This window comes from Rahnella inusitata (genome assembly GCF_003263515.1).
Taxonomy (GTDB): Bacteria; Pseudomonadota; Gammaproteobacteria; order Enterobacterales; family Enterobacteriaceae; genus Rahnella; species Rahnella inusitata.
Map to the genome: position 1 here is coordinate 70,437 of NZ_JYDE01000017.1, position 23,418 is coordinate 93,854.

The 23,418-nt window shown below is 53.9% G+C and carries 23 protein-coding genes; 18 read left to right on the forward strand and 5 right to left on the reverse strand.

Annotated features, from left to right (window positions below):
• Positions 1-70 precede the first annotated feature (70 nt).
• Positions 71-526, forward strand: coding sequence for a rhodanese-like domain-containing protein (locus TU92_RS10270; RefSeq protein ID WP_112166841.1), 456 nt, complete (start codon positions 71-73; stop codon positions 524-526).
• An 8-nt stretch (positions 527-534) separates the two neighbouring features.
• On the opposite strand, the gene flk is transcribed toward TU92_RS10270, so the two are convergent.
• Together flk and TU92_RS10280 are read right to left on the reverse strand one after the other, a co-directional pair.
• Positions 535-1,584, reverse strand: coding sequence for a flagella biosynthesis regulator Flk (flk, locus tag TU92_RS10275; protein WP_112166843.1), 1,050 nt, complete (start codon positions 1,582-1,584; stop codon positions 535-537).
• Between the two features lie 241 nt (positions 1,585-1,825).
• The gene (locus TU92_RS10280) at positions 1,826-2,722 is read right to left on the reverse strand and encodes a DMT family transporter (RefSeq protein WP_112166845.1); all 897 of its coding nucleotides are present in this window, start codon (positions 2,720-2,722) and stop codon (positions 1,826-1,828) included.
• A gap of 125 nt (positions 2,723-2,847) precedes the next feature.
• Between TU92_RS10280 and TU92_RS10285 the strand changes: the two genes are divergently transcribed.
• The 15 genes from TU92_RS10285 to hisP all read left to right on the forward strand — a co-directional run bounded on the left by TU92_RS10285 (position 2,848) and on the right by hisP (position 17,444).
• The gene (locus TU92_RS10285) at positions 2,848-3,642 is read left to right on the forward strand and encodes an AraC family transcriptional regulator (protein WP_112166847.1); all 795 of its coding nucleotides are present in this window, start codon (positions 2,848-2,850) and stop codon (positions 3,640-3,642) included.
• A gap of 99 nt (positions 3,643-3,741) precedes the next feature.
• The gene (pdxB, locus tag TU92_RS10290; protein WP_112166849.1) at positions 3,742-4,869 is read left to right on the forward strand and encodes a 4-phosphoerythronate dehydrogenase PdxB; all 1,128 of its coding nucleotides are present in this window, start codon (positions 3,742-3,744) and stop codon (positions 4,867-4,869) included.
• Positions 4,870-4,988: 119 nt separating this feature from the next.
• Positions 4,989-6,002 (forward strand): aspartate-semialdehyde dehydrogenase, encoded by a 1,014-nt coding sequence (locus TU92_RS10295; RefSeq protein WP_112166851.1) that lies wholly within the window; start codon positions 4,989-4,991, stop codon positions 6,000-6,002.
• A gap of 2 nt (positions 6,003-6,004) precedes the next feature.
• Complete coding sequence (truA, locus tag TU92_RS10300; protein WP_112166853.1) at positions 6,005-6,835, forward strand: tRNA pseudouridine(38-40) synthase TruA; 831 nt, start codon at positions 6,005-6,007, stop codon at positions 6,833-6,835.
• A 36-nt stretch (positions 6,836-6,871) separates the two neighbouring features.
• Positions 6,872-7,540 (forward strand): DedA family protein, encoded by a 669-nt coding sequence (locus tag TU92_RS10305; protein ID WP_112166855.1) that lies wholly within the window; start codon positions 6,872-6,874, stop codon positions 7,538-7,540.
• 262 nt (positions 7,541-7,802) lie between these two features.
• Positions 7,803-8,720 carry an acetyl-CoA carboxylase, carboxyltransferase subunit beta gene (gene accD / locus TU92_RS10310; RefSeq protein WP_112166856.1) on the forward strand — a complete coding sequence of 306 codons (918 nt, stop codon included), beginning with the start codon at positions 7,803-7,805 and terminating at the stop codon, positions 8,718-8,720.
• A 202-nt stretch (positions 8,721-8,922) separates the two neighbouring features.
• Positions 8,923-10,209 (forward strand): bifunctional tetrahydrofolate synthase/dihydrofolate synthase, encoded by a 1,287-nt coding sequence (folC, locus tag TU92_RS10315; protein WP_112166858.1) that lies wholly within the window; start codon positions 8,923-8,925, stop codon positions 10,207-10,209.
• Positions 10,199-11,014, forward strand: coding sequence for a cell division protein DedD (gene dedD / locus TU92_RS10320; RefSeq protein WP_112166860.1), 816 nt, complete (start codon positions 10,199-10,201; stop codon positions 11,012-11,014). The genes folC and dedD overlap by 11 nt, the downstream gene beginning before the upstream one ends.
• Positions 11,015-11,280: 266 nt before the next feature.
• Positions 11,281-11,772 carry a colicin V production protein gene (gene cvpA, locus TU92_RS10325; protein ID WP_034791821.1) on the forward strand — a complete coding sequence of 164 codons (492 nt, stop codon included), beginning with the start codon at positions 11,281-11,283 and terminating at the stop codon, positions 11,770-11,772.
• Between the two features lie 30 nt (positions 11,773-11,802).
• Positions 11,803-13,320, forward strand: coding sequence for an amidophosphoribosyltransferase (purF, locus tag TU92_RS10330; RefSeq protein ID WP_112166862.1), 1,518 nt, complete (start codon positions 11,803-11,805; stop codon positions 13,318-13,320).
• Positions 13,321-13,450: 130 nt separating this feature from the next.
• Entirely contained in the window at positions 13,451-14,023 is a 573-nt protein-coding gene (locus TU92_RS10335; RefSeq protein WP_112166864.1) for a UbiX family flavin prenyltransferase, read from the forward strand.
• Positions 14,024-14,346: 323 nt separating this feature from the next.
• Positions 14,347-15,129 carry a lysine/arginine/ornithine ABC transporter substrate-binding protein ArgT gene (gene argT / locus TU92_RS10340; RefSeq protein WP_112166866.1) on the forward strand — a complete coding sequence of 261 codons (783 nt, stop codon included), beginning with the start codon at positions 14,347-14,349 and terminating at the stop codon, positions 15,127-15,129.
• Positions 15,130-15,234: 105 nt separating this feature from the next.
• Positions 15,235-15,921, forward strand: a complete 687-nt coding sequence (locus TU92_RS10345; protein ID WP_112166868.1) for a histidine ABC transporter permease HisQ — start codon at positions 15,235-15,237, stop codon at positions 15,919-15,921.
• Positions 15,918-16,634: an ABC transporter permease gene (locus tag TU92_RS10350; protein ID WP_112166869.1), complete on the forward strand. Its 717-nt coding sequence runs from the start codon at positions 15,918-15,920 to the stop codon at positions 16,632-16,634. The genes TU92_RS10345 and TU92_RS10350 overlap by 4 nt, the downstream gene beginning before the upstream one ends.
• Before the next feature lie 36 nt (positions 16,635-16,670).
• Complete coding sequence (gene hisP / locus TU92_RS10355) at positions 16,671-17,444, forward strand: histidine ABC transporter ATP-binding protein HisP (protein WP_112166871.1); 774 nt, start codon at positions 16,671-16,673, stop codon at positions 17,442-17,444.
• Positions 17,445-17,533: 89 nt separating this feature from the next.
• On the opposite strand, the gene pepT is transcribed toward hisP, so the two are convergent.
• Entirely contained in the window at positions 17,534-18,766 is a 1,233-nt protein-coding gene (pepT, locus tag TU92_RS10360; protein WP_112166873.1) for a peptidase T, read from the reverse strand.
• 158 nt (positions 18,767-18,924) lie between these two features.
• Here pepT and TU92_RS10365 point away from each other — a divergent pair, with 158 nt between their 5' ends.
• Positions 18,925-20,520, forward strand: a complete 1,596-nt coding sequence (locus TU92_RS10365; RefSeq protein WP_112166875.1) for an ABC transporter substrate-binding protein — start codon at positions 18,925-18,927, stop codon at positions 20,518-20,520.
• A 233-nt stretch (positions 20,521-20,753) separates the two neighbouring features.
• Here TU92_RS10365 and TU92_RS10370 read toward each other — a convergent pair whose 3' ends face one another.
• Both TU92_RS10370 and yfcG read right to left on the reverse strand, forming a co-directional pair.
• A complete protein-coding gene (locus tag TU92_RS10370) occupies positions 20,754-21,650 on the reverse strand; it encodes a TIGR01777 family oxidoreductase (protein ID WP_112166877.1) in 897 nt (298 codons plus the stop codon).
• 154 nt (positions 21,651-21,804) lie between these two features.
• Positions 21,805-22,449, reverse strand: a complete 645-nt coding sequence (gene yfcG, locus TU92_RS10375) for a GSH-dependent disulfide bond oxidoreductase (RefSeq protein ID WP_112166879.1) — start codon at positions 22,447-22,449, stop codon at positions 21,805-21,807.
• A 328-nt stretch (positions 22,450-22,777) separates the two neighbouring features.
• Here yfcG and yfcD point away from each other — a divergent pair, with 328 nt between their 5' ends.
• Complete coding sequence (gene yfcD, locus TU92_RS10380) at positions 22,778-23,410, forward strand: NUDIX hydrolase YfcD (protein WP_244207704.1); 633 nt, start codon at positions 22,778-22,780, stop codon at positions 23,408-23,410.
• Positions 23,411-23,418 lie beyond the last annotated feature (8 nt).

The following is a 23,418-nucleotide window of genomic DNA, read 5'->3' on the forward strand; positions in this document are numbered from 1 at the left end:
TATCAATAATAAGACCAAAAACAGCGATGATGGAACGGCTTTCAACAGAGAAAATTTCACAGGAGAAGTTATGTCGCACTCATCTTATGTTCTGGCTTTCGCACCGCCGTCACCGGAGGTCAGCGCCGCGTATCTGCACTCGAAACTGAGCTTTTATACCGATGCTGCCGACGTGGCGGCGGACCTGCAGAACGGCATTACCCGCATTGTGGTTATTGATACCCGTTCTGCTGAATATTATGTGCGCGGGCATGTGCCGGGCGCAGTAAGTTTTCCGCATAAACTGATGACGGCAGAAAGCACGTTGGCGCTGAGCAAAGAGGTGGTTTACGTGACGTACTGTGACGGGATTGGCTGTAACGGCTCGACGCAGGGGGCGTACAAGCTGGCAAAGCTGGGATTTCATGTGAAGGAAATGATTGGCGGGCTGGATTTTTGGATCCGCGATAATCATCCATTAGCCACGGGCGAAGAACGGGGAAACTATTCCCTGAGCCTCGCCCCCGATGACTGCGGTTGTGCCTGAACCTGCGTTTAAAACAGTGCCCAAAGCAGAAGCACGACCACCACAAAGGCGATAAACAGCAGCGGTTTTCCGCCGAGCGCCTGCATGGAAGGTGGCAGCATCGCGACAAACGGATTCATGATCGGCTGCGGATCCGTACGCGTCGTGGTGGAGAAGTGGTCATCCACCTCTTCGCTGCGTGGTGTGCGGTCCACGCGCTGGCTGAACAATACGCCAATCAGGTCATTCACCTGCACCGGCGTCAACGGCGTAGACAAAGTCGCATTGAACCGGTTTTCCACATATTCGGTCAACTGACGGATTTCCTGGGTGCTGGCAGGCTGTTTGAGCACGCTCAGCAGAGTGGTCAGCGTCGGTGGCGTGGTCTGCTGGCTGAGTGAGGCTTTAACCTGCATAAACTGGCTGAGTAACTGGAAGTGTTTTGCCGGAATAGAATCACCGACTTTTACGCCCACCAGAGTAAACAACTCCTGCCACACTTTGACCGGTGCTTCGCCAGTGGCTGCACTGAGACGCGTAACCAGCTGCTGCAGGTTGTTGTGTTCGGCAGGCAGCAAAGGGCGATCGGTTACCGGAGTTTGTTGTGGCTGCGGGATATTCATCTGGCGCGTCTGGATCAAGTCCAGCACTTGTTGCAGCTGCGGGTGAGTCAGCTGGCTCAGCACGGTATGGCCAAAATTCTGGCGGATAAAGTCGCTGACGGCCTGGCGGTTGTTGCCCTGTGGCAACAGCTCGGTTAGCTGCAACATCAACTGGCGCGAGGCGTGGCTATCCTGCGCCTGCGTCAGTTTCCCCTGAAGCAGAGTCTGCGCCTGAGGAAATTGCGATGACGTGATTTCTGCGCCGTGCGGCAAAGAAAGATCGTGGCGCAGGTTTGCCCAGATCTCCGCAGATTTTATCGGGGTCAGCGCCATCAGCTTGACGATCAGCTTCTCCAGCGTGGTTCGCTGCGCCGGGGTTAACGGCAGTTCGCCACCCGGTTGAGCAGGAACGGTCTGACCCTGAGGCTGTGTTCTGTTGTCGCCAACCGGCATGCCCGGGCCGCTCAAAGGTTGCATATCACCGTCCTTCGCTGGAAATTAAATCGTCGCTTGATTGGAAAAGCGCGGCGCAAGAGCGCAGAAGCGCCTCATCATACCTGCAAAGTTTATTAATCAACACCGGGAATGGCAGGCCGATTAAGATTCTTAGGAATATTATTTATCAAAACGGACGTTAAAAACGTTCGGCGGGGCGCGAAAGCGAAAAATGGCTCACTGCCCGGCATGTTTACGCACAGAGCAGTGAGGTTTTGAGCGGTTATTTTTGCGTGGTTACCGACGAGCGGCCAAACAGGGGTTTACGCAAACGTTGGGCGAGAGCCACCCCGGCCAGCGTAATGCCGCCGCCTATAATATGGTAACTGTGCAGCTGTTCGTGCAGGAACAACACCGCGATAATGGCGGTAAAAATCGGTGACAGGTTCATGAAAATAGACGCTTTGTTAGCACCGAGGCGGATAACACCCTGGATCCACAAAAACGGCGCGATGATCGAGGCCGGGATCCCTGCGAACAACACCAGTGGAATATTGTGCACAGTCAGGCTGACGTCGCTCGCCAGCAGGAAGTTTGGCAGCAGCAGCAGCACACCAAAAATGATCTGCACATACAGCGACTGCCAGTTAGGCAGCGGGATCGCCCAGCGTTTGGTCAGTACGCCATACAGCGCATAGGACGCCGACGCCGCAAACATCATCAGCTCACCTTTGCCAATCCCGTGTTGCAGCAGTTGCGCAGGGTCGCCAGCGCTGACCAGCCATACCAGCCCGGCGAAGGAAATCACACAACCCAGCGCGATACCGACGGTTGGCACCACGCTCAGCAGGAACAGGCTTATCACCACCGTCAGCAGCGGGATCAGTGAGTTCAGGATCCCCATAAACAGCGCGCTGACGCTGTGTGCGGCGTAATAGGCCAGACTCTGATACAAGACCATGCCCAGCAGGCCGAGGATCAACAGCTTCCACCAGTATTGCTTCACCGCCTGCAGATTGCGCAGTACGCCCGGCAAAATAAACGGGGTCAGCGTCAGTAAGGCCAGCAGCCAGCGGTAGAAAGAGATCGCTGCGGGATCAATGGCGGTCGCGGACACCTTGCTGACTACAGCATTGAGCGACCAGATTAAAACGGCCAGCAGCGGAAAAAGTACATTCATTGCAAATCATCCCTAAGTAAATCGTTCCGCAAGTGTACGATTGTCTTATTTGTTATATATAACGATAATCAGACAACCCTTTCTGTAATTCAGACAACCTGCGCCGTCACAGACAAAAGGTTTTTATGCCGACTCGCCGGACATCACCGCTCCCGCGCTATTATCCACCGTTACCGGAAAAGACCCCGACGACGCTGTTATTTCGTGGTGAAATTATTGAAGGGAATTCCGAATATGTGCGGCATTCGCATCCGTGGAGCCAGATTATCTGCGTGAAGTCCGGTGTTCTTGCCATGCTGGTCGCCGGACAGCGTTATCTGGCGCCGCGTGAGTTTGCCGTCTGGTTGCCGGCGGGCACCGAGCATTCAAGTTATAACCGTAAGACCACGCGGTTTTGCGCAATTGATATCGCGCCACAGATGAGTCAAAACCTGCCTGCTGCGCCGTGCCTGCTTACGCCAACGGGGATTTTCAATGCCATCGCCGACGATTGCTTTTCGCGCAAGCTGACCGAGCCGCAAACCGAGGCCGATCTGCGCATGTGCCGCGTATTGCTCGATCAAATCAGTCTGGCACCGCGTCAGAACACTTACCTCCCGACGTCGGAAGATAAGCTGTTATCGCAGGTGCTGACCGGACTGGAAAAGAATCCGGCGGACAGCACCCCGCTGGCGCAATGGGCAGCGAAAATTTACACCACCGAGCGCACGCTATCGCGCCGATGCCAGCAGGAACTGGGCATGAGCTTTTCTGAGTGGCGTCAGCGGCTGCGTTTTTTACACGCCATCTCGCTGCTCGAGCAGGGCAAAAATGTGCAGGACGTCGCGCACGAAGTGGGCTACAGCTCGTCGTCGGCGTTTATCACCATGTTTCAGCAGATTTCCGGCACCACGCCGCAGCGTTTTCGTAACGACAGGTAAAGTTGTGCCCTGAAAGTTGGGATCGGCGCGGCGAACGTGGCAAAATCCCACTCTTCTTTATTTTCTATTCTTTCTTAGGCCATGCTGCCGGAGACAAACGTGAAAATCCTGGTTGATGAAAATATGCCTTACGCCGTCGAGCTGTTCAGCCGGCTGGGCACTGTACAGTCCGTTCCCGGCCGTCCGATCCCGCAAGACGCCCTGAATGACGCCGATGCGCTGATGGTACGTTCTGTGACTAAGGTGAACGAAGGTTTACTGACGGGAAAACCGGTGAAATTTGTCGGTACAGCCACGGCGGGCACTGACCATGTGGATGACGCGTGGCTGGCGACGCAAGGCATCGGCTTTTCCGCCGCGCCGGGCTGCAATGCCATTGCCGTGGTTGAGTACGTTTTCTCCTCGCTGCTGATTATCGCCCAGCGTGATGGCTTCCAGCTGCGTGACAAAACCGTGGGCATTATCGGCGTCGGTAACGTCGGTTCGCGACTCAATGCCCGCCTTGAAGCGCTGGGTATACGTACGCTGTTATGCGATCCGCCGCGTGCCGATCGCGGCGACGCCGGTGAATTCTGGCCGCTGGAAAAACTGGTCGCTGAAGCCGATATTCTGACCTTCCACACGCCGCTGAATATGTCCGGCCCTTATGCCACCCATCATCTGGTGGACGCTGATTTGCTGGCGCAACTGCCTGCTGACCGTATTTTGATCAACGCCTGTCGAGGCGAAGTGGTGGATAACGCTGCCTTGCTCGAGGCGCTAAACGGCACCAAAAAACTCACCGCCGTGCTGGATGTCTGGGAGCCGGAGCCTGATCTGTCATTGGCGCTGCTCGATAAAGTGGCCATTGGCACCGCGCATATTGCGGGCTACAGCCTGGAAGGCAAAGCGCGCGGTACCACGCAGGTGTTTGAGGCATTCAGCCAGTTTATCGGTCAGCCGCAAACCGTGCCGCTGGAATCACTGTTGCCTGCGCCTGAATTTGCCGAAGTAACGCTGCGCGGTGCGCTGAGTGAAGCCAAACTGCTGCGACTTATTCACTTAGTGTATGATGTGCGCCGCGATGACCGGCCTTTGCGCCGTGTCGCCGGAAAACCGGGTGAATTCGACAAGCTGCGTAAGTTCTATGAAGAGCGTCGCGAGTGGTCATCTTTGCGGGTGGTCTGTGACGATCCGGCGACCGCCGATGTGCTGAAAAAGCTGGGATTTAACAGCGTGATGGGCTGAGCCTTAACGCGCCCTTAAGCTTTTGCGCATACAGTGATGTGATAACGATTTCGAAAACAGGGCGGTGATCATTCATCGCCCCTTTGTATTTTGCACTTTTATTTCTGGAGAAAACCAACATGTCTGATGGCTGGAATATTGCGCTGCTTGGCGCAACGGGCGCAGTCGGTGATGCGTTACTGGATTTACTGGCCGAGCGTCAGTTCCCGGTTGGTGAGCTCTTCCCGCTGGCGAGTGAGCGCAGCGCCGGCCAGACCGTGCGTTTTAATGGCAAAAGCCTGCGCGTACAGCTGGCGTCCGAATTTGACTGGTCGCAGGTTCAGCTGGCGTTCTTTGTAGCGGGCAGCGAAGCCTCTGCACTGTATGCCGAAGAAGCTGCCAATCAGGGCTGCCTGGTGATCGACAGCAGTGGTCTGTTCTCGCTCGAGCACGACATTCCGCTGGTGGTACCGGGCGTGAATCCTGATGCGCTGTCTCATTATCGCAACCGCAATATCGTCGCCGTCGCTGACAGCCTGACCAGTCAGCTGCTGACCGCCATCAAACCGCTGACCGAACAGGCCGGTTTGTCGCGTCTGCATGTCACCTCACTGCTGTCCGTTTCCGCGCTGGGTAAAGTCGCGGTGGATGATTTAGCCGGGCAAAGTGCGCGCCTGCTGAACGGCATTCCGGCTGAAGAGGGCGGTCTGTTCAGCAAGCAGCTGGCGTTCAACATGTTGCCGCTGGTAAGCGACGAAGAGGGCAGCGTGCTGCAGGAACGTCGTCTGGTGGATCAGGTGCGTAAGGTGTTACAGGACGATGGCCTGCCAATTTCTGTCAGCTGCGTGCAGTCGCCGGTTTTCTACGGCCATGCGCAGGTTGTGCATTTGGAAGGTTTGCGTCCGCTGTCTGCGGAAGAAGCGCGCACGGAACTGGAACGTATTGACGATATTTCCCTGAGTGACGAAGACGATTTTCCGACTCAGGTGAGCGATGCTTCCGGCAATGCCAATCTGAGCATTGGCTGTCTGCGTAACGATTACGGCGTGCCTGAGTTATTGCAGTTCTGGTCAGTGGCAGATAACGTGCGTTTTGGCGGTGCCCTGATGGCGGTGGAAACCGCAGAAAAACTGATTAATGAGTACTGGTACTGATTATGTCCGACCAAGTTATTGCTGACGTCAGTGCTGCACCTGTCGTGGGACGCATTGCGTTAGGTATTGAGTACAACGGCAGCGCTTATTATGGGTGGCAGCGTCAGCAGGGTGCTGCCAGTGTTCAGGAGTGCCTGGAGAAATCGCTTAGCCGCGTGGCAGATACGCCAATTGTGGTGTTCTGCGCTGGTCGCACTGATGCAGGCGTCAGTGCCACCGGTCAGGTGGTGCATTTTGATACGCCGGTGATGCGTAATGACGCGGCCTGGACGATGGGTGTGAATACTCATCTGCCGAAAGATATTGCTGTGCGCTGGTGTGCGAACGTCGGGGAAGATTTCCACGCGCGCTTCAGTGCCACAGCCCGCCGTTATCGCTACGTCATCTACAATCATCGCTACCGTTCGGCGATTTTACATACCGGCGTGACGCACGTGCATATGCCGCTGGATGTGGAAAAAATGCAGCTGGCCGGTCAGGCGTTGCTGGGCGAGAACGATTTCACGTCGTTTCGCGCGTCGCAATGTCAGTCACGCACGCCCTGGCGCTACATGATGCATCTGAACGTCACCCGTCACGGCAATTATGTTGTGGTGGATATCAAGGCTAACGCGTTTGTGCATCATATGGTGCGTAACATCGTTGGCAGTCTGGTGGAAATTGGTGCGGGGAATCAGCCGGTGAACTGGATGGCCGAACTGCTGGCGGCGAAAGATCGCAATCTGGCGGCGGCGACCGGTAAAGCCGAAGGGCTGTATCTGGTCTCTGTGGATTACCCCGAGAAATTTGCATTACCTCAGGTCAATATGGGGCCGCTGTTCTTAGAAGATTAAGAACCTCTGAAGATGTAAGAAAGGACGGAAAATCAAATGGGTTTCATCCAGTTTGTGATCGATTTTATTCTACATATTGACGTGCATTTGGCAGAACTGGTTGCACAGTATGGCGCCTGGGTTTACGGAATTTTGTTCCTGATCCTGTTTTGTGAAACCGGGCTGGTGGTGACGCCTTTCCTGCCAGGGGATTCGTTGCTGTTCGTCGCGGGGGCACTGGCCGCGTTGCCGACCAACGATCTTAATGTGCATCTGATGGTGTTTCTGATGGCAATTGCTGCCATTGTGGGAGACGCCGTGAACTACACCATCGGGCGGGTCTTCGGTGAGCGCTTGTTCAGCAACCCGAATTCGAAGATTTTCCGTCGCAGTTATTTGGACAAGACGCATAAGTTTTACGAGAAACATGGCGGCAAAACGATTATTCTTGCGCGCTTCGTGCCGATCGTCCGGACATTTGCGCCGTTTGTCGCCGGTATGGGACACATGTCTTATCGTCACTTTGCTGCGTATAACGTGATTGGTGCGTTAATTTGGGTGCTGCTGTTTACTTACGCAGGCTACCTTTTCGGCGATCTTCCGATTGTTCAGGAAAATCTGAAATTACTGATCGTCGGCATCATCGTGGTTTCGGTCCTGCCGGGTGTGATTGAAATCTGGCGGCACAAACGTGCGGCGGCGAAAGAGAAACGTCATCAGGGTTAATCCCGTGACGATTTTTATGAATTAACAGGATATTGACGGTCATTAAACCCGCAGACTCACCAGTTTTTTATCCACAGTCTCTGGCTGTTATGGTTTAATGAGCGACAATTTATGGTCTGTTCCTGCGAACAACCCTTCTGTGATGCGGCGTGTGAGTTTTTTTATCACCTCGCGGGCAGACGTTTTTGGGTAGGTTTCAGGGGACTTGTTACAGCATGAACAGCGGACTGGCTTTGGCCGGGTTCAAACAGAAAGGTTATCGATGAGCTGGATTGAACGAATTCTTAGTAAGAGCACTGACTCGCAAACCCGTAAGGCAAGCATTCCTGAGGGCGTCTGGACTAAATGTGACAGCTGCGGACAGGTACTTTACCGCGCCGAGCTCGAGCGCAATCTCATGGTTTGCCCTAAGTGTGACCACCATATGCGTCTTTCTGCGCGTATGCGTCTGGCCTCTTTCATGGACGAAGGGAGTGAGGTTGAATTAGGTAGCGAGCTTGAGCCTAAAGATGTTCTGAAGTTTAAAGATTCCAAAAAATACAAAGATCGTCTGGTGGCTGCGCAGAAAGAAACCAACGAAAAAGACGCCATGGTTGTCATGAAAGGCACGCTGTTTGGTATGCCGATTGTGGTCGCGTCGTTTGAGTTTGCTTTCATGGGCGGTTCCATGGCCTCCGTGGTGGGCGCGCGTTTCGTGCGTGCCGTTGAACAGGCAATGGAAGATAACTGCCCGCTGGTGTGTTTCTCAGCCAGTGGCGGCGCACGTATGCAGGAAGCACTGATGTCGCTGATGCAGATGGCGAAAACCAGTGCGGCGTTGGCGAAGTTACAGGAACGCGGCTTGCCGTACATTTCTGTACTGACTGACCCGACGATGGGCGGTGTTTCAGCCAGCCTGGCGATGCTGGGTGATATCAACGTGGCTGAGCCAAAAGCCCTGATTGGTTTTGCCGGACCGCGTGTTATCGAGCAAACCGTGCGTGAAAAACTGCCTGCTGGTTTCCAGCGCAGTGAGTTCCTGATCGAAAAAGGCGCGATCGATATGATCGTCCGTCGTCCGGATCTGCGTGCCAAGTTAGGCAGCGTTCTGGCGAAACTGACCGGGAAACCGGAGCCAAAAGTGGCCGAGGTTCCGGCTGCTGTCAACGGTTCTGCCGATGACCATCATCAGGATGCCTGATCGATCAGAGTAAAAGCCGGTCAGTTGTTCAGGGCGGCCACTCATCGTTGTGCCGCCCAAACTGTCGCCTCAAGCTGTTATCGCTCAGGACTGGCAGGCCGTGCTTTTACTCTGTTAGTGGTATCTGACAAAGAGGGCATTGCCTGCTGTCTCAGTCTGGTGATGCCGTGTCGAAGCGAACCTGAACAGGTTGAACGGGCTCATGCAAAATCAACATATCCCTCAAGCCACGTCGCCTTTAGCCACGTGGCTTTATTATCTCGAACACCTCCATTCTCAGGCGATTGAGCTGGGCCTTACACGGGTCAGCGCGGTTGCTGCAAAACTCGATTTGCTGACGCCCGCACCGCTGGTCTTTACCGTCGCGGGCACCAATGGTAAAGGCACCACCTGCGCCACACTCGAATCGATTCTGATGGCCGCCGGTTATCGCGTCGGCGTCTACAGCTCTCCCCATCTTGTGCGTTACACCGAGCGCGTGCGCATTCAGGGCGAAGAGCTGCCGGAATCGGCGCACTGTGAGTCTTTCGCGCTGCTGGAAGCCGGACGCGGTGATATTTCACTGACCTATTTCGAATACAGCACCTTGTCGGCGTTGCATCTGTTTAAGCAGGCAAAGCTGGACGTGGTTATTCTCGAAGTGGGGCTGGGCGGGCGCCTGGATGCCACGAATATCGTGGATGCCGCCGTTTCGGTTGTTACCAGCATTGCGTTGGATCACACCGACTGGCTGGGCTCCGACCGCGAAAGCATTGGCCGCGAAAAGGCCGGTATTTTCCGTGCGGGCAAACCGGCAGTCGTCGGTGAGCCGGATATGCCGCAGTCGATTGCCGACGTCGCGCAGGAAAAACAGTCTGATTTGTACCGTCGGGATACGAACTGGCATTTTACCGCCAGTGATCAGAGCTGGCGCTGGGCGGCGTTGCACAACGGCGCAGAAACCGGTGCGCTGGAAAATCTGCCGCTGCCGAACGTTCCGTTGGCGAATGCCGCCACGGCGCTGGCTGCATTGCATTATTCACCGCTGGATATTCCTGCTGACGCCATACGTTCGGGGTTGCAGCGCGCCGCGCTGCCGGGACGTTTTCAGACGGTAAGTGAATCGCCACGCCTGATCCTCGACGTTGCGCACAATCCTCATGCCGCGGCTTATCTGGCCGGACGTCTGGCGCAGTTGCCGCGTCAGGACGGGAAAGTGCGTGCGGTGGTCGGCATGTTGTCAGATAAAGATATTGCCGGTACGCTGGCATGTCTGTCGCCTCAGGTCGATGTTTGGTATTGCGCACCGCTCGAAGGTCCGCGCGGTGCCAGCGCAAAAGAGCTGACGGCGCACCTGCCTTCGGCGCGTGAGTTTGCGGATGTCGGATCAGCCTGGAAGCAGGCTATGCAGGAGGCGGCTCCTCAGGATATTGTGATCGTCTGCGGTTCGTTTCATACCGTCGCTCACGTAATGGATGCTTTAGATACGGGGAAAACCAGTGGCAAGTAAGTTTCAAAATCGTCTGGTCGGGACGGTCATTCTGGTGGCGCTGGGCGTCATCATTTTGCCCGGTTTACTCGACGGCAAGAAAAAACATTACGAAGACGAATTTGCGTCTATCCCATTGGTGCCAAAAGCGGGTGATGTTGAAGAACAGGACTCGGTGCCGCCGGTGACGCAGTCACTGCCAGCGCAGGCACCGGAAGGTGCCAATCAGGCGATGAGTGGCGCGCCTGAAGAGGACCATTCTGCGAACAATACTACAGCTGCCAATCGCGGCGCAGTCGCACCAGGCAATACCACGGTGGAAACGCCGCCGTCCACCACGTTGCCAGAGCAGAAGAAGGCCGTGACGCCAACGCGGACCGAGCCGGCGAAGCAGAAACCGGTTGAGCAAAAACCGGTGGTGCAAAAACCGAAGGCCATCGAACCTAAACCAATGGTCGAAGCGCCGCCAATAGTTAAACAGAAGCCGGTCGAACAGCCGAAGCAGATCGAACAGCCTAAACCTGTCGAGCAGCCGAAAGCGGTCGAACAGCCGAAAGCCGCGCCGGAAGAAAAAGCGCCAGCGGGTCAGTCTTACGTCGTGCAACTGGGGGCATTGAAAAATGCTGCCAAAGCCAATGAGATCGTCGCGAATCTGCGGTTGTCAGGGTTCCGTGCCTTCACGGTGCCTTCCACTCCGGTGCAGGGACAAATCACGCGGTTGTACGTCGGCCCGGATGCGTCGAAGCAAAAACTCGAGGCGTCATTGCCACAGCTGCAACAGCTGAGTGGACTGGGCGGGCAGGTTCGCGCTTACAGCGCGCGCTGATTAAACGGCCTCTCCCTTCGCCGGGGGATGAGTGAGACCTACTCATTTAATCTGTATGAGGGCACAAGCGATTTGTGCCCTTTTTCTATAGAATAGGTACGCTGAATTTTTATAGGTTTATGCTGCGATTGAGGTTTTTTTAATCGCTATTATTAATTTGTCTGACCGGCAGATTTCCCCTACGCAAACGTTTTCTTTTTCTGTTAGAATTCGCAGCGATTTGGATGCCGGGGTAGACGTGACTGGATTAGACACTGGAATAGTTAATGGTCTGGATTGATTACGTCATCATTGCGGTTATCGGATTTTCTGCCTTAGTCAGTTTGATTCGTGGCTTTGTTCGTGAGGCTTTATCGTTGGTAACCTGGGCTTGCGCCTTCTTCGTTGCCAGCCATTATTACCCTTACCTCGCCATCTACTTCACGCGTTTCGAAGATGAGTTAGTTCGAAACGGGATCGCAATTGCCATCTTGTTCATCGCGACGTTGATCGTAGGTGCAATTGTCAACTATGTGATTGGTTCGCTGGTCGAAAGAACCGGGTTGTCCGGCACTGACAGGGTGTTAGGTGTGTGCTTTGGCGCACTGCGCGGTGTGTTGATTGTCTCCGCGATGCTGTTCTTCCTGGATACCTTTACCGGCTTCTCACAAAGTGAAGACTGGAAACAATCTCAGTTGATCCCACAGTTCAGTTATATCATCAGGTGGTTCTTTGACTACCTGCAGAGCACGTCGAGTTTCTTGCCAAAACATCTTTAGTTTTGGCAGCGCTGAAGAGGAAAAGACAACATGTGCGGTATTGTCGGTATCGCCGGTTTCATGCCGGTAAACCAGTCGATTTATGACGCGTTAACGGTGTTACAACACCGTGGGCAGGATGCCGCAGGCATCGTCACCATTGACGCCAATAATAACTTCCGTTTACGGAAAGCGAATGGCCTGGTGAAGGATGTTTTCGAAGCCCGCCATATGCAACGCTTGCAAGGCAACATGGGCATTGGCCATGTTCGCTACCCAACGGCTGGCAGTTCCAGCGCTTCAGAAGCTCAACCCTTTTACGTCAACTCTCCGTTCGGCATCACCCTGGCCCATAACGGTAACCTGACCAATGCCCATGAACTGAGAAGTAACCTGTTCGAAGGCCAGCGTCGCCACGTCAACACGACTTCCGATTCTGAAGTTCTGCTGAATATCCTGGCCAGCGAGCTGGATCGTTTCCAGCATTATCCGCTGGAAGCTGACAACATTTTCGCTGCCGTTGCGGCGGTGAATCTGAAAATCCGTGGTGCGTATGCCTGCGTAGCGATGATCATCGGCCACGGCATGCTGGCATTCCGTGACCCGCACGGCATCCGTCCACTGGTGATCGGCAAACGTACGCTGGAAGGCGAGCGCAACGAGTACATGGTGGCGTCTGAAAGCGTAGCGTTAGACACGCTGGGCTTTGAATTCCTGCGTGATGTTGCGCCGGGCGAAGCGGTGTATATCACCGAAAAAGGCCAGCTGTTTACCCGCATGTGTGCTGAGAATCCACAGTACAACCCATGCCTGTTCGAGTATGTGTATTTCGCACGTCCTGACTCGTTCATCGACAAAATTTCCGTTTACAGCGCCCGTGTCCGTATGGGTGAAAAGCTGGGCGCGAAAATTGCCCGTGAATGGGAAGATCTGGATATCGATGTGGTGATTCCGATCCCGGAAACCTCTTGCGATATCGCGCTGGAAATTGCGCGCATCCTGAATAAACCGTACCGTCAGGGTTTTGTGAAAAACCGCTACGTGGGCCGTACGTTTATCATGCCGGGTCAGCAGGAACGTCGTAAATCGGTGCGTCGTAAACTGAACGCTAACCGTGCTGAGTTCCGTGATAAGAACGTATTGCTGGTTGATGACTCTATCGTGCGCGGCACCACTTCTCAGCAGATCGTTGAGATGGCACGTGAAGCGGGGGCGAGACGCGTTTATCTGGCCTCTGCGGCACCGGAAATTCGTTTCCCGAACGTGTACGGCATCGATATGCCAAGCGCGAACGAGCTGATTGCGCACGGTCGTGAAGTCAGCGAAATCAATCAGATCATCGGTGCGGATGCGTTAATCTTCCAGGATCTCAGCGATTTGATCGCCGCAGTGAAAGAAGATAACAGCGATATCGAGAAGTTTGAGTGTTCGGTTTTCGACGGTATTTACGTCACCAAAGACGTTGATCAGAATTACCTCGAATATCTCGAAGCCCTGCGCAACGATGACGCTCAGGCGTTACGTGGCCAGCAGGAAGCTGAAAACCTTGAGATGCACAACGAAGGCTGATTAGCCGGTTGCTGACATCCGCTTAAACGCGCCCCTCCGGTGAACAGCCGGGCGGGCGCGTTTTTTTATGCCTGAATTTATGTCAGTATTAGCAGCATCGGGTCCGGTAACATTTTTCTAAGGCATTTTCATGAAACGACTTATTGTCGGCATTTCAGGCGCCAGTGGCGCAATTTATGGTGTCCGGTTATTGCAGGTGCTGCAAAGCGTGCCCGACATCGAAACTCATCTGGTGATGAGCAATGCCGCACGGCAAACGCTGACTCTGGAAACCGATCTGACGCTGCGCGACGTTCAGGCACTGGCTGATGTGGTGCATGATTCCCGTGATATTGCTGCCAGTATTTCTTCCGGCTCGTTTAAAACCACCGGTATGGTGATTTTACCGTGTTCGATTAAAACCTTATCCGGCATTGTGAACAGTTACACCGACGGTTTACTGACGCGCGCCGCAGACGTGGTGCTAAAAGAAAGCCGCCGTCTGGTGCTGTGCGTGCGCGAAACTCCGCTGCATCTCGGGCATCTGCGCCTGATGACGCAGGCTGCTGAGCTTGGCGCGATTATCATGCCGCCGGTGCCGGCATTCTATCATCGCCCGGAATCGGTGGACGATATCATCAATCAAACCGTTAACCGCGTAATTGACCAGTTTGATATTGAGCTGCCGCAGGACTTATTTGTTCGATGGCAGGGCAGCCACTGAGTTTTCCCCACCTGTTACGCACTCATTTCTAGCATTTAACTAACATTGCACCAACGGTGATCACAAATTGATTCATTGCGGTGCATTGCTAAGCGCCCCTTACGCTATCCTTTCTTCAGACCTCTGAATACTTTCAACTTCCTGATGATTTTTTGACCGGTTTTCGCTCTCTTTGCAGGGAAATTGTCCTTGCTGAGAAACGGCACGAAAAGTGCATGAGAGAATCTGGCAAAAAAGCCATTTGCTTCGTTCAGCAAACTATAAAAAGACGTTCATTCACGCACACACAACCACAACAGATGAATAATCACTGAGGCTAATGTATGAAAAAGTTGTTCAAGGTTCTTCCGCTGGTTCTGGTCTTAGCCAGTGCAGGCAGTGCATTTGCTGCCGCGCCTAAAGCAATTAATATCGGCACCGATCCGACTTACGCCCCATTTGAATCAAAAGACTCCAGCGGTAAGCTGGTCGGTTTTGATATCGATCTCGCTAACGAAATGTGTAAGCGTGCGGCCATCAAGTGTACTTACGTTGAAAGTGATTTCGATGCGCTGATCCCTTCCCTGAAAGCCAAAAAAATTGATGCGATCATTTCCTCACTGTCCATCACTGAAAAGCGTCAGCAGGAAATCGATTTCACTGAGAAACTGTACGCCGCCAACGCCCGTCTGATCGCGCCAAAAGGCTCAAAAGTGTTGCCTGAACTGGATGCGCTGAAAGGCAAAAACGTCGGCGTATTGCAGGGTTCCACTCAGGAAGCGTATGCCAACGCAATGTGGCAGCCAAAAGGCATCAACGTGGTGGCTTACCAGAACCAGGATCTGATTTATGCGGATCTGGCATCTGGCCGTCTCGACGCAGCTTTCCAGGATGAAGTAGCAGGTAGCGAAGGCTTCCTGAAACAGTCAGCCGGTAAAGATTACGCGTTTGCGGGCCCTTCTGTGAAAGACGATAAATTCTTCGGCGTGGGTACCGGCATGGGTTTGCGCAAGACCGATACCGATCTGAAAGCCGCGCTGAACAAGGCGTTTGACAGCATGCGTAAAGACGGGACTTACGACAAGCTGGCGAAGAAATATTTCGACTTTGACGTATACGGCGGCTAATTGCCCGCTGTGTGATGTGCCACAGGGGGCGGTGCGCCGCTCCCTGAGGTTCTGGCGCGGGCGCTCGCTGGCCTGCGGCGGGATCCACTGAGACAGGAAAAAACCATGCTGTATGGGTATTCCCAGGTAATCATCCAGGGCACGTTGGTGACACTGGAACTGGCGATTTCGTCAGTGGTTTTAGCGCTGGTGATAGGGCTTATCGGAGCGGGTGGGAAACTGTCAAAAAGCCGGGTTATCTCTGGTTTCTTTGGTTGTTACACCACGCTTATCCGCGGCGTACCTGATCTGGTATTGATGTTATTGATTTTTTACGGCTTGCAGATTGCGCTCAATAGCGTAACGGAATCCCTGGGATTGACCCAAATTGATATCGACCCGATGAGCGCCGGTATCATTACGCTCGGCTTTATCTACGGAGCATACTTCACCGAGACATTCCGTGGCGCGTTTATGGCCGTTCCCCGTGGTCAGATCGAAGCGGCGACCGCCTTTGGTTTCTCCGGCTCACAGATTTTCCGCCGTATTCTCTTTCCGGCCATGATGCGCTTTGCGCTGCCCGGGATCGGCAACAACTGGCAGGTGATTTTGAAAGCCACCGCGCTGGTGTCATTGCTCGGCCTCAATGATGTGGTAAAAGCCACGCAGCTGGCAGGCAAGGGCACATATCAGCCGTTCTACTTTGCGATTGTCGCGGGTGTGGTTTATCTGATCTTTACCACGCTGTCGAACGGCGTGTTGTTATGGCTTGAACGCCGCTATTCGCTGGGTGTGAAGAGGGCTGAGCTATGATCGACATTCTTCAACAATATGGCTGGTCGCTGCTCTACAGCGATGGCTACCGGTTTACCGGTCTGGCTGTCACCCTGTGGCTGCTGATCAGCTCCGTCGTCATTGGCGGATTGCTGGCCGTACCGATGGCGGTGGGCCGCGTCTCTTCCAATAAATTTATCCGTTATCCTATTTGGCTCTACACCTACATCTTTCGCGGCACGCCGCTGTACGTTCAGCTGCTGGTGTTTTATTCCGGGATGTACAGCCTGGAAATCGTGCGCGGAACGGATTTTCTGAATGCGTTTTTTCGCAGCGGTCTGAACTGTACGATCCTGGCGTTAACGCTCAACACCTGCGCATACACTACGGAGATTTTTGCCGGTGCCATCCGTTCGGTGCCGCACGGTGAAATTGAAGCGGCGAACGCCTACGGATTTTCGCGCTTCAAACTCTATACCTGCATTATTTTGCCATCGGCACTGCGCACGGCGCTGCCTGCGTACAGTAACGAAGTCATCCTGATGCTGCACTCCACCGCGCTGGCCTTTACCGCCACCGTGCCGGATGTGCTAAAGATTGCCCGTGATATTAACTCGGCGACCTATCAGCCGTTTTACGCCTTCGGCATCGCGGCGGTCATTTATCTTTGTGTTTCTTTTGTTCTGATTGGTCTGTTCCGCAAGGCGGAAAAACGCTGGCTGGCGCACGTTAAGCCTCAGTCCGCTCATTAAAAAAAGCCAACTATCGACACCATTGCGGGAAACGTTATGTCAGAAAACAAATTAGCTGTTCTCGATTTACACAAGCGCTACGGCGACCATGAAGTGCTGAAAGGCGTGTCGCTTACGGCTAACGCCGGAGATGTGATCAGCATTATCGGCTCATCGGGCTCCGGTAAAAGTACCTTTTTGCGCTGTATTAACTTTCTCGAGAAGCCAAGTGAAGGCTCGATCAGCGTCAATAATCAGGACATCCGTATGGTGCGCGACACCGACGGCCAGCTGAAAGTCTTCGACAAGAAGCAGCTGCAACTGTTGCGCACCAAACTGACGATGGTGTTTCAGCATTTCAACTTGTGGAGTCATATGACGGTGCTGGAAAACGTCATGGAAGCGCCGGTGCAGGTACTGGGGTTGAGCAAAGCGCAAGCGCGCGAACGTGCCGTGAAGTATCTCGACAAAGTCGGGATCGACGCACGTGCTCAGGGAAAATATCCGGTGAACTTGTCCGGTGGCCAGCAGCAGCGCGTGTCTATCGCCCGTGCGCTGGCGATGGAGCCCGAAGTACTGTTATTCGATGAACCGACCTCCGCGCTCGACCCTGAGCTGGTTGGCGAAGTGCTGCGCATCATGCAGAAGCTGGCGGAAGAGGGGAAAACCATGGTTGTGGTCACACACGAAATGGAATTTGCCCGTCATGTGTCAAATCACGTGATTTTCCTGCACAAAGGTGTGATTGAAGAGCAGGGCAATCCGGCGGAAGTCTTCAGCAATCCGAAAAGTACGCGTCTGCAACAGTTTTTGTCGGGTGCGCTGAAGTAATTGAAAGCCACTGAGAAGAGCGGGATGGCGTTTATTCGCCGGCTATATTCCCTCCACCTCCCCCTTCGCTGGGGGAGGTGCTTAAGTCATTAGCTTTTCGCAGCCAGCAGGCACAGCTGCACGGTCAGCTCGTAAGATTTCACAAACGAATTCACAGGCAGAAACTCATACTTTGAGTGGAAATTGTGCGCACCGGTGAAGTAGTTCGGGGTCAGCAGACCTTTGGCTGACAGCGCCGCGCCGTCGGTGCCGCCGCGCATCGGGATCACTTTCGGCTCAACGCCGATCTCTTTCAGCCCGGCAAAAATCAGATCAATCGCCCGGCGATCTTCGCCGATCGCACTGCTGATATTGCTGTAGGTATCGCTGATATCCACCGAGACCTTCGCCGTCGGATACTGAGCGGCAATGATCTTCGCCACATCCTGAATTTTCTGTTTACGCGCCGCAAAGCTGGCACTGTCAAAATCACGGATTGACGCTTTCAGCTGCGCGCCCTGTTGCGTAGCGCTCATACCGTTGAACCAGACGTAGCCTTCGCGACCTTCGGTGTTTTCCGGTGTTTCTGCGCGATCAAAATGGCTGATGAAATCCTGTGCCATCAGCAGCGGATTAACCAGCACGCCTTTGGCCGACATCGGGTGTGCCGTCACGCCGGTAAAGTCGATTTCCACCGCCGCCGCATTAAAGTTTTCGTACACCACTTCGCCCAGTTCACAACAGTCGATGGTGTAGGCGAAATCCACGTCAAAGCGCGCCAAATCCAGTGCTTTTGCGCCGCGCAGTCCGATCTCTTCATCCGGTACAAACGCTACCACGATATCGCCGTATTCCTGATCGGCCTTGAGATTCTCCAGCACGGTCATCACTACGGTCACGGCAGCTTTGTTATCGGCGCCCAGCACGCTGGTGCCGTCGCTGAAAATGATCTCTTCGCCCTGATAGGGCAGGATTTCCGGTCGTTCGGAAGGGCGCAGCCAGATGTCTTTTTCTTTGTTCAGGCACACATCGCCGCCGGTGAAACGCAGCGTCTGCGGGTGAATATCAGCGCTAAGACCGACATCGACGGTATCAATATGCGTAATAAAACCAATGCGCGGGCCACCCTGTTTGGTGCCGCGCTTAACCGCCGTGACGGTCGCATATTCATCAATCTGAATATTTTCTAAGCCGAGCTGATGTAGCTCATCGGCCAGCAAACGCGCCATGTCATGTTGACCCGGCGTGCTCGGTAAGGTGTTCACACTGGCGTCACTTTGTGACGTCACGGAGAGATAGCGGTAGAAACGTTCGGTAAGCTGTTTTGCGATAGTTGTCGACATCTTGACCTCTGAATGATCGCCAATGGGTTTACTTGTTATAAGATTTTCATATATAACAAAGTATTACTAGTTGTTATTCAGATGTTAATCTGTTTTTGCTTTGGGTTCCATGATGAAGAACTTTTAAACACTCTCCGGACGGGGAAAAAAGGGAAAAAATGAAACACAACATCCTCAAAATAAGCACAGGGTTACTGGCTCTGGCAATCACTGGTGGTGTATCCGCCAAAACGCTGGTTTATTGTTCTGAAGGTTCACCTGAGCAATTCAATCCGCAACTTTACACCTCGGGAACCTCGGTGGACGCCAGCGCGGTACCGATTTATAACCGCCTGGTCGATTTCAAAACCGGCAGCACTGAGCTGGTGCCGAGTCTGGCGGAAAGCTGGGACGTCAGCCCTGACGGCAAAACCTATACCTTCCACCTGCGCAAAGGCGTGAAATTCCAGAGCAGCAAGCTGTTCAAGCCGAGCCGTGATTTCAACGCCGATGACGTGATCTTCTCGTTCATGCGCCAGAAAGATGAAAATAATCCGTACCATAAAGTCTCCGGCGGCACGTACCTGAACTTCGACAGTCTGAAGCTGGGCGATTTGATTGGCAGCATTGATAAGGTTGATGACTACACGGTGCGCTTCAATCTGACCCGCCCGGAAGCGCCGTTTGTCGCCGATCTGGCCTGGTATTTCGCGTCTATCCTCTCGGCAGAATATGCCGATCAGATGCTGAAAGCCGGTACACCGGAAAAACTCGATCTCAACCCGGTGGGCACCGGTCCGTTCGAGCTGGTTCAGTACCAGAAAGACACGCGTCTCCTGTACAAAGCCTTCCCGGAATACTGGCAGGGCAAATCTAAAATCGATCGTCTGGTATACACCATCACCCCGGATGCTTCGATGCGTCTCGCAAAACTGGAAAAAAATGAGTGTCAGGTGATGCCGTTCCCAAATCCGGCAGATCTTGACCGTATGCGCGCCAATAAAGACATCAATCTGATGAGCAAATCTGGCCTGAATACCGGTTTCCTGTCCTTCAATACCCAGAAGCCACCGCTGGATAACGTGAAAGTGCGTCAGGCACTGAGCATGGCGATCAACAAGCCGCAAATCATCGAGGCAGTATTCCGTGGCACCGGCACAGCGGCGAAAACGCTGTTGCCGACCGGCGTCTGGGGTTACAACGACAAGGTAACCGATTACGATTATTCACCGGAAAAAGCCAAAGCTTTGCTGGCGGAAGCGGGCATGCCGAACGGTTTTGACATCGACCTGTGGGCGATGCCGGTACAGCGCCCTTACAACCCGAACGCCCGACGTATGGCGGAGATGATTCAGTCTGACTGGGCGAAGATTGGCGTGAAAGCGCACATCGTCAGCTATGAGTGGGGCGAGTACCAGACGCGTATCCGCAATGGCGAGCACATGGCTGCGCTGATGGGTTGGACCACCGCCAACGGTGATCCGGACAACTTCTTTGGCCCGTTGTTTACCTGCAACGCCGCGAAGGGTGGATCCAACTCAGCCAAGTGGTGTTACGCACCCTTTGACCAGTTGATTACCGAAGCCAAAGAAACCACCGATCACGCCAAACGCGTCGCGCTTTACGAGCAGGCACAGCAGATGATGCACGATCAGGCTCCAGCGGTGATGATTGCGCACTCGACGATTTTCGAACCGGTTCGCAAAGAAGTGAGCGGGTATGAGATTGATCCGTTTGGGAAACATGTTTTTTATCAGGTGGATATTAAGGAATAAGGCCTAGATCGGGAAGGTTTCGGTTTCTCGCCGTTCATTCGACGCCGTTTTTGAAAGCGGCCACTGGCTATGTAAGTCGAATGAACAGTGAATCTACATTTCGGAATTTAAATATAAAAATTGAACCGGTTTGCTCCTCCCCCTGCGAAGGGGGAGGAGTATGGCTGGCAATAGCAGAACTACCTGAAATATAGCCGAGATGCATGGCTCATGTTTGAAAAGCTGGCAGTCCATTACCCCAACAAATCCTCCAGGGCTCCCTTCAGCTCCTGGTGCTGATACGCAAACCCGGCTGCCTCCAGCCGCTTCGGTACCGCCCGCTGGCCGCCAAGCACCAGCACCGACGATTCTCCCATCAGCAACCTTACAACGCCCGCAGGCGCCCGCATAAACGCCGGACGATGCAGAACTTCACCGAGCAGGGCACTGAACTGTTCATTACGCGCCGGATACGGCGAGACCATGTTGAACGGGCCGGTGAGGGTTTCATGCATCAGCAGGAAAATGATGCCGCTGACCATGTCGTCGATGTGGATCCACGGCATGTATTGCTGACCATCGCCGATCGGGCCGCCGAGACCTGCGCGGAAAGGCAGAACGATTTTCGCCAGCGCCCCGCCTTTGGCCGCCAGCACGATGCCGGTTCGCAGCAGACACACGCGGGTGCGCGGGCTTTCGGCCGTCAGCGCCAGCGCTTCCCAGCGGGCGCAAAGTTGCCAGGTAAACTGCTTATTAGGCGGTTCATCCTCGGGGACTAACGCCTGCCCCTGATCGCCGTAATAACCCACTGCCGAACCTGAAATAAAGACTGAAGGTGGCGTCTGGCTGGCGTTGATGAGCTGGGCCAGTTTTTCGGTTAACTGCCAGCGGCTTTCGCAAAGTTTGGCTTTGTACTCTTTCGTCCAGCGCTTATCGGCAATCGGCTCGCCCGCAAGATTGATCACTGCATCGAAACCATCCAGCGACGTTTTGCCGTCCAGCGTTTCCCAGAGCTGAACCTGTGAACCCAGTATTTTTGCGGCGCGTTCGGGAGCACGGGTGAGGGCGGTAATCTGATGAGATTGCTCAACAAGTCTCTCGGTGAGCCTGCGGCCAATGAGCCCGGTAGCGCCAGTGATCAGGATTTTCATGTCAGGTTCCTTAACTGTCTGAATATGCGAGTGAACTGTTTGTAATCATAGTTGAGTCGCCGCGCTTAACGCGCGATATGGAGCACAATTAGTGGAAATTATTTACAGCGGGAGTTTAAAGAAGAACCCCCGGCAGACACCGGGGATAGAGCGGTTATTGATTGTTGATGCGGGTAGTGTCGGCCAGTGCGTAGGCTTTTTGCGTCGCCGGACGGGCTTTGACGCGCTCGAACCAGTTACGCACCGCCGGATACTCCGCCAGATCAATGCGCTGGCGCTCATGCGCCACAATCCACGGGTAAGTCGCAATATCTGCAATACTATAAGTGTCCCCGGCGATGTAGGCATTTTTGGTCAGTTGGGTATTGAGTACGCCGTACAGACGTTTGGTTTCCTGCTGAAAACGTTCGATGGCGTAGGGGACTGGCTGCGGGGCGTAATGGGTGAAATGATGATTCTGTCCGAGCATCGGGCCCAGTCCGGCCACCTGCCATGTTAACCATTCCAGGGTGGTTGTGCGTTCGCGCAGTTCCTTGCTGAGAAACTTGCCGGTTTTTTCCGCCAGATACTGCAAGATTGTGCCGGATTCAAATACGCCTATCGGTGCGCCGTTGTCTACGGGCAGACTGTCGACAATGGCCGGGATTTTATTGTTAGGCGAGATGGCCAGAAACTCGGGTTTGAACTGATCGCCTGCGCTGATATCAATTCGGTGAAGGCGGTAGGGCAATCCGGCTTCTTCCAAAAAGAGGGTAATTTTGTGGCCGTTCGGTGTGGGTGCGTAATAAAGATCAATCATATTGCCTCCTGCGTTATGTTAATCACTCTGTGGGAGCTGCGGGACGAGATACGCCAATGTGGAGTCGTCAATCACACGTTTTTAAAGTGATTGAGTAGGGTATCATAATGCCGATGAATACCGGCCTGCCTCAGACCTTTGTCGGAGTTGTCTTATGGCGAAGTTTGCGGGGTAACATAACTTTTACCTGTCACCAACGCATCCATTGCTATTGAAGCCATGTGGCAGACCCAGATAGAATCTCCGGACATTGTCGACGTGTTGCACCAATTACTGCGCACAGACCCATTGCGCACAGACCAGCGCTTAAAACAGAAGGTTTCAGCGGATGTCAGAACAAGAGCAAAACATCAGTACGGAAGAATGGGTTGATATCGTCAACGAAGACAACGAGGTCATTGCCCAGGCCAGCCGACAACAAATGCGTGCTCAGGTCCTGCGTCACCGTGCCAGCTACATTGTGGTTCATGACGGAATGGGAAATATTTTGGTTCAGCGCCGTACAGAAACCAAAGACTTCTATCCTGGCTGGCTGGATGCAACGGCAGGTGGAGTGGTGCAAAGCGGCGAAAATATTCTTGATTCAGCCCGCCGTGAAGCGGAAGAAGAGTTAGGAATTGCCGGTGTGCCTTTTGCCGAACACGGCCAGTTCTACTTCGAAGAAGAGAACAAATGCCGCGTGTGGGGCGCGTTGTTCAGCTGCGTATCGCACGGCCCGTTCGCGCTACAGGAAGAAGAGATTGATTCGGTGCGCTGGATGACGCCGGAAGAAATCACCGCGCGCTGCGACGAATTCACGCCGGATTCTCTGAAAGCGCTGTCGCTGTGGATGACACGCAATAATGAGAAAGAACACGGCAAGCCGTTAACCCGCGAAACGGCTGCGCCGGTTGTTGAAACGCAAGACGTTGAAACAACCGATGTGAATGATGAGGAAAAAAATCAGGGTCCTTCTGTCTGATTATCCGA

Coding starts and splice junctions, on each gene's coding strand:
- flk (WP_112166843.1), bottom strand. CDS start 1,584: ATGCAACCTTTGAGCGGCCCGGGCATGCCGGTTGGCGACAACAGAACA.
- truA (WP_112166853.1), top strand. CDS start 6,005: ATGTCCGACCAAGTTATTGCTGACGTCAGTGCTGCACCTGTCGTGGGA.
- TU92_RS10305 (WP_112166855.1), top strand. CDS start 6,872: ATGGGTTTCATCCAGTTTGTGATCGATTTTATTCTACATATTGACGTG.
- yfcG (WP_112166879.1), bottom strand. CDS start 22,449: ATGATTGATCTTTATTACGCACCCACACCGAACGGCCACAAAATTACC.
- purF (WP_112166862.1), top strand. CDS start 11,803: ATGTGCGGTATTGTCGGTATCGCCGGTTTCATGCCGGTAAACCAGTCG.
- TU92_RS10370 (WP_112166877.1), bottom strand. CDS start 21,650: ATGAAAATCCTGATCACTGGCGCTACCGGGCTCATTGGCCGCAGGCTC.
- TU92_RS10280 (WP_112166845.1), bottom strand. CDS start 2,722: ATGAATGTACTTTTTCCGCTGCTGGCCGTTTTAATCTGGTCGCTCAAT.
- pepT (WP_112166873.1), bottom strand. CDS start 18,766: ATGTCGACAACTATCGCAAAACAGCTTACCGAACGTTTCTACCGCTAT.
- TU92_RS10270 (WP_112166841.1), top strand. CDS start 71: ATGTCGCACTCATCTTATGTTCTGGCTTTCGCACCGCCGTCACCGGAG.
- argT (WP_112166866.1), top strand. CDS start 14,347: ATGAAAAAGTTGTTCAAGGTTCTTCCGCTGGTTCTGGTCTTAGCCAGT.
- TU92_RS10365 (WP_112166875.1), top strand. CDS start 18,925: ATGAAACACAACATCCTCAAAATAAGCACAGGGTTACTGGCTCTGGCA.
- yfcD (WP_244207704.1), top strand. CDS start 22,778: ATGTCAGAACAAGAGCAAAACATCAGTACGGAAGAATGGGTTGATATC.
- folC (WP_112166858.1), top strand. CDS start 8,923: ATGCAAAATCAACATATCCCTCAAGCCACGTCGCCTTTAGCCACGTGG.
- accD (WP_112166856.1), top strand. CDS start 7,803: ATGAGCTGGATTGAACGAATTCTTAGTAAGAGCACTGACTCGCAAACC.
- TU92_RS10350 (WP_112166869.1), top strand. CDS start 15,918: ATGATCGACATTCTTCAACAATATGGCTGGTCGCTGCTCTACAGCGAT.
- TU92_RS10345 (WP_112166868.1), top strand. CDS start 15,235: ATGCTGTATGGGTATTCCCAGGTAATCATCCAGGGCACGTTGGTGACA.
- TU92_RS10295 (WP_112166851.1), top strand. CDS start 4,989: ATGTCTGATGGCTGGAATATTGCGCTGCTTGGCGCAACGGGCGCAGTC.
- cvpA (WP_034791821.1), top strand. CDS start 11,281: ATGGTCTGGATTGATTACGTCATCATTGCGGTTATCGGATTTTCTGCC.
- hisP (WP_112166871.1), top strand. CDS start 16,671: ATGTCAGAAAACAAATTAGCTGTTCTCGATTTACACAAGCGCTACGGC.
- TU92_RS10285 (WP_112166847.1), top strand. CDS start 2,848: ATGCCGACTCGCCGGACATCACCGCTCCCGCGCTATTATCCACCGTTA.
- TU92_RS10335 (WP_112166864.1), top strand. CDS start 13,451: ATGAAACGACTTATTGTCGGCATTTCAGGCGCCAGTGGCGCAATTTAT.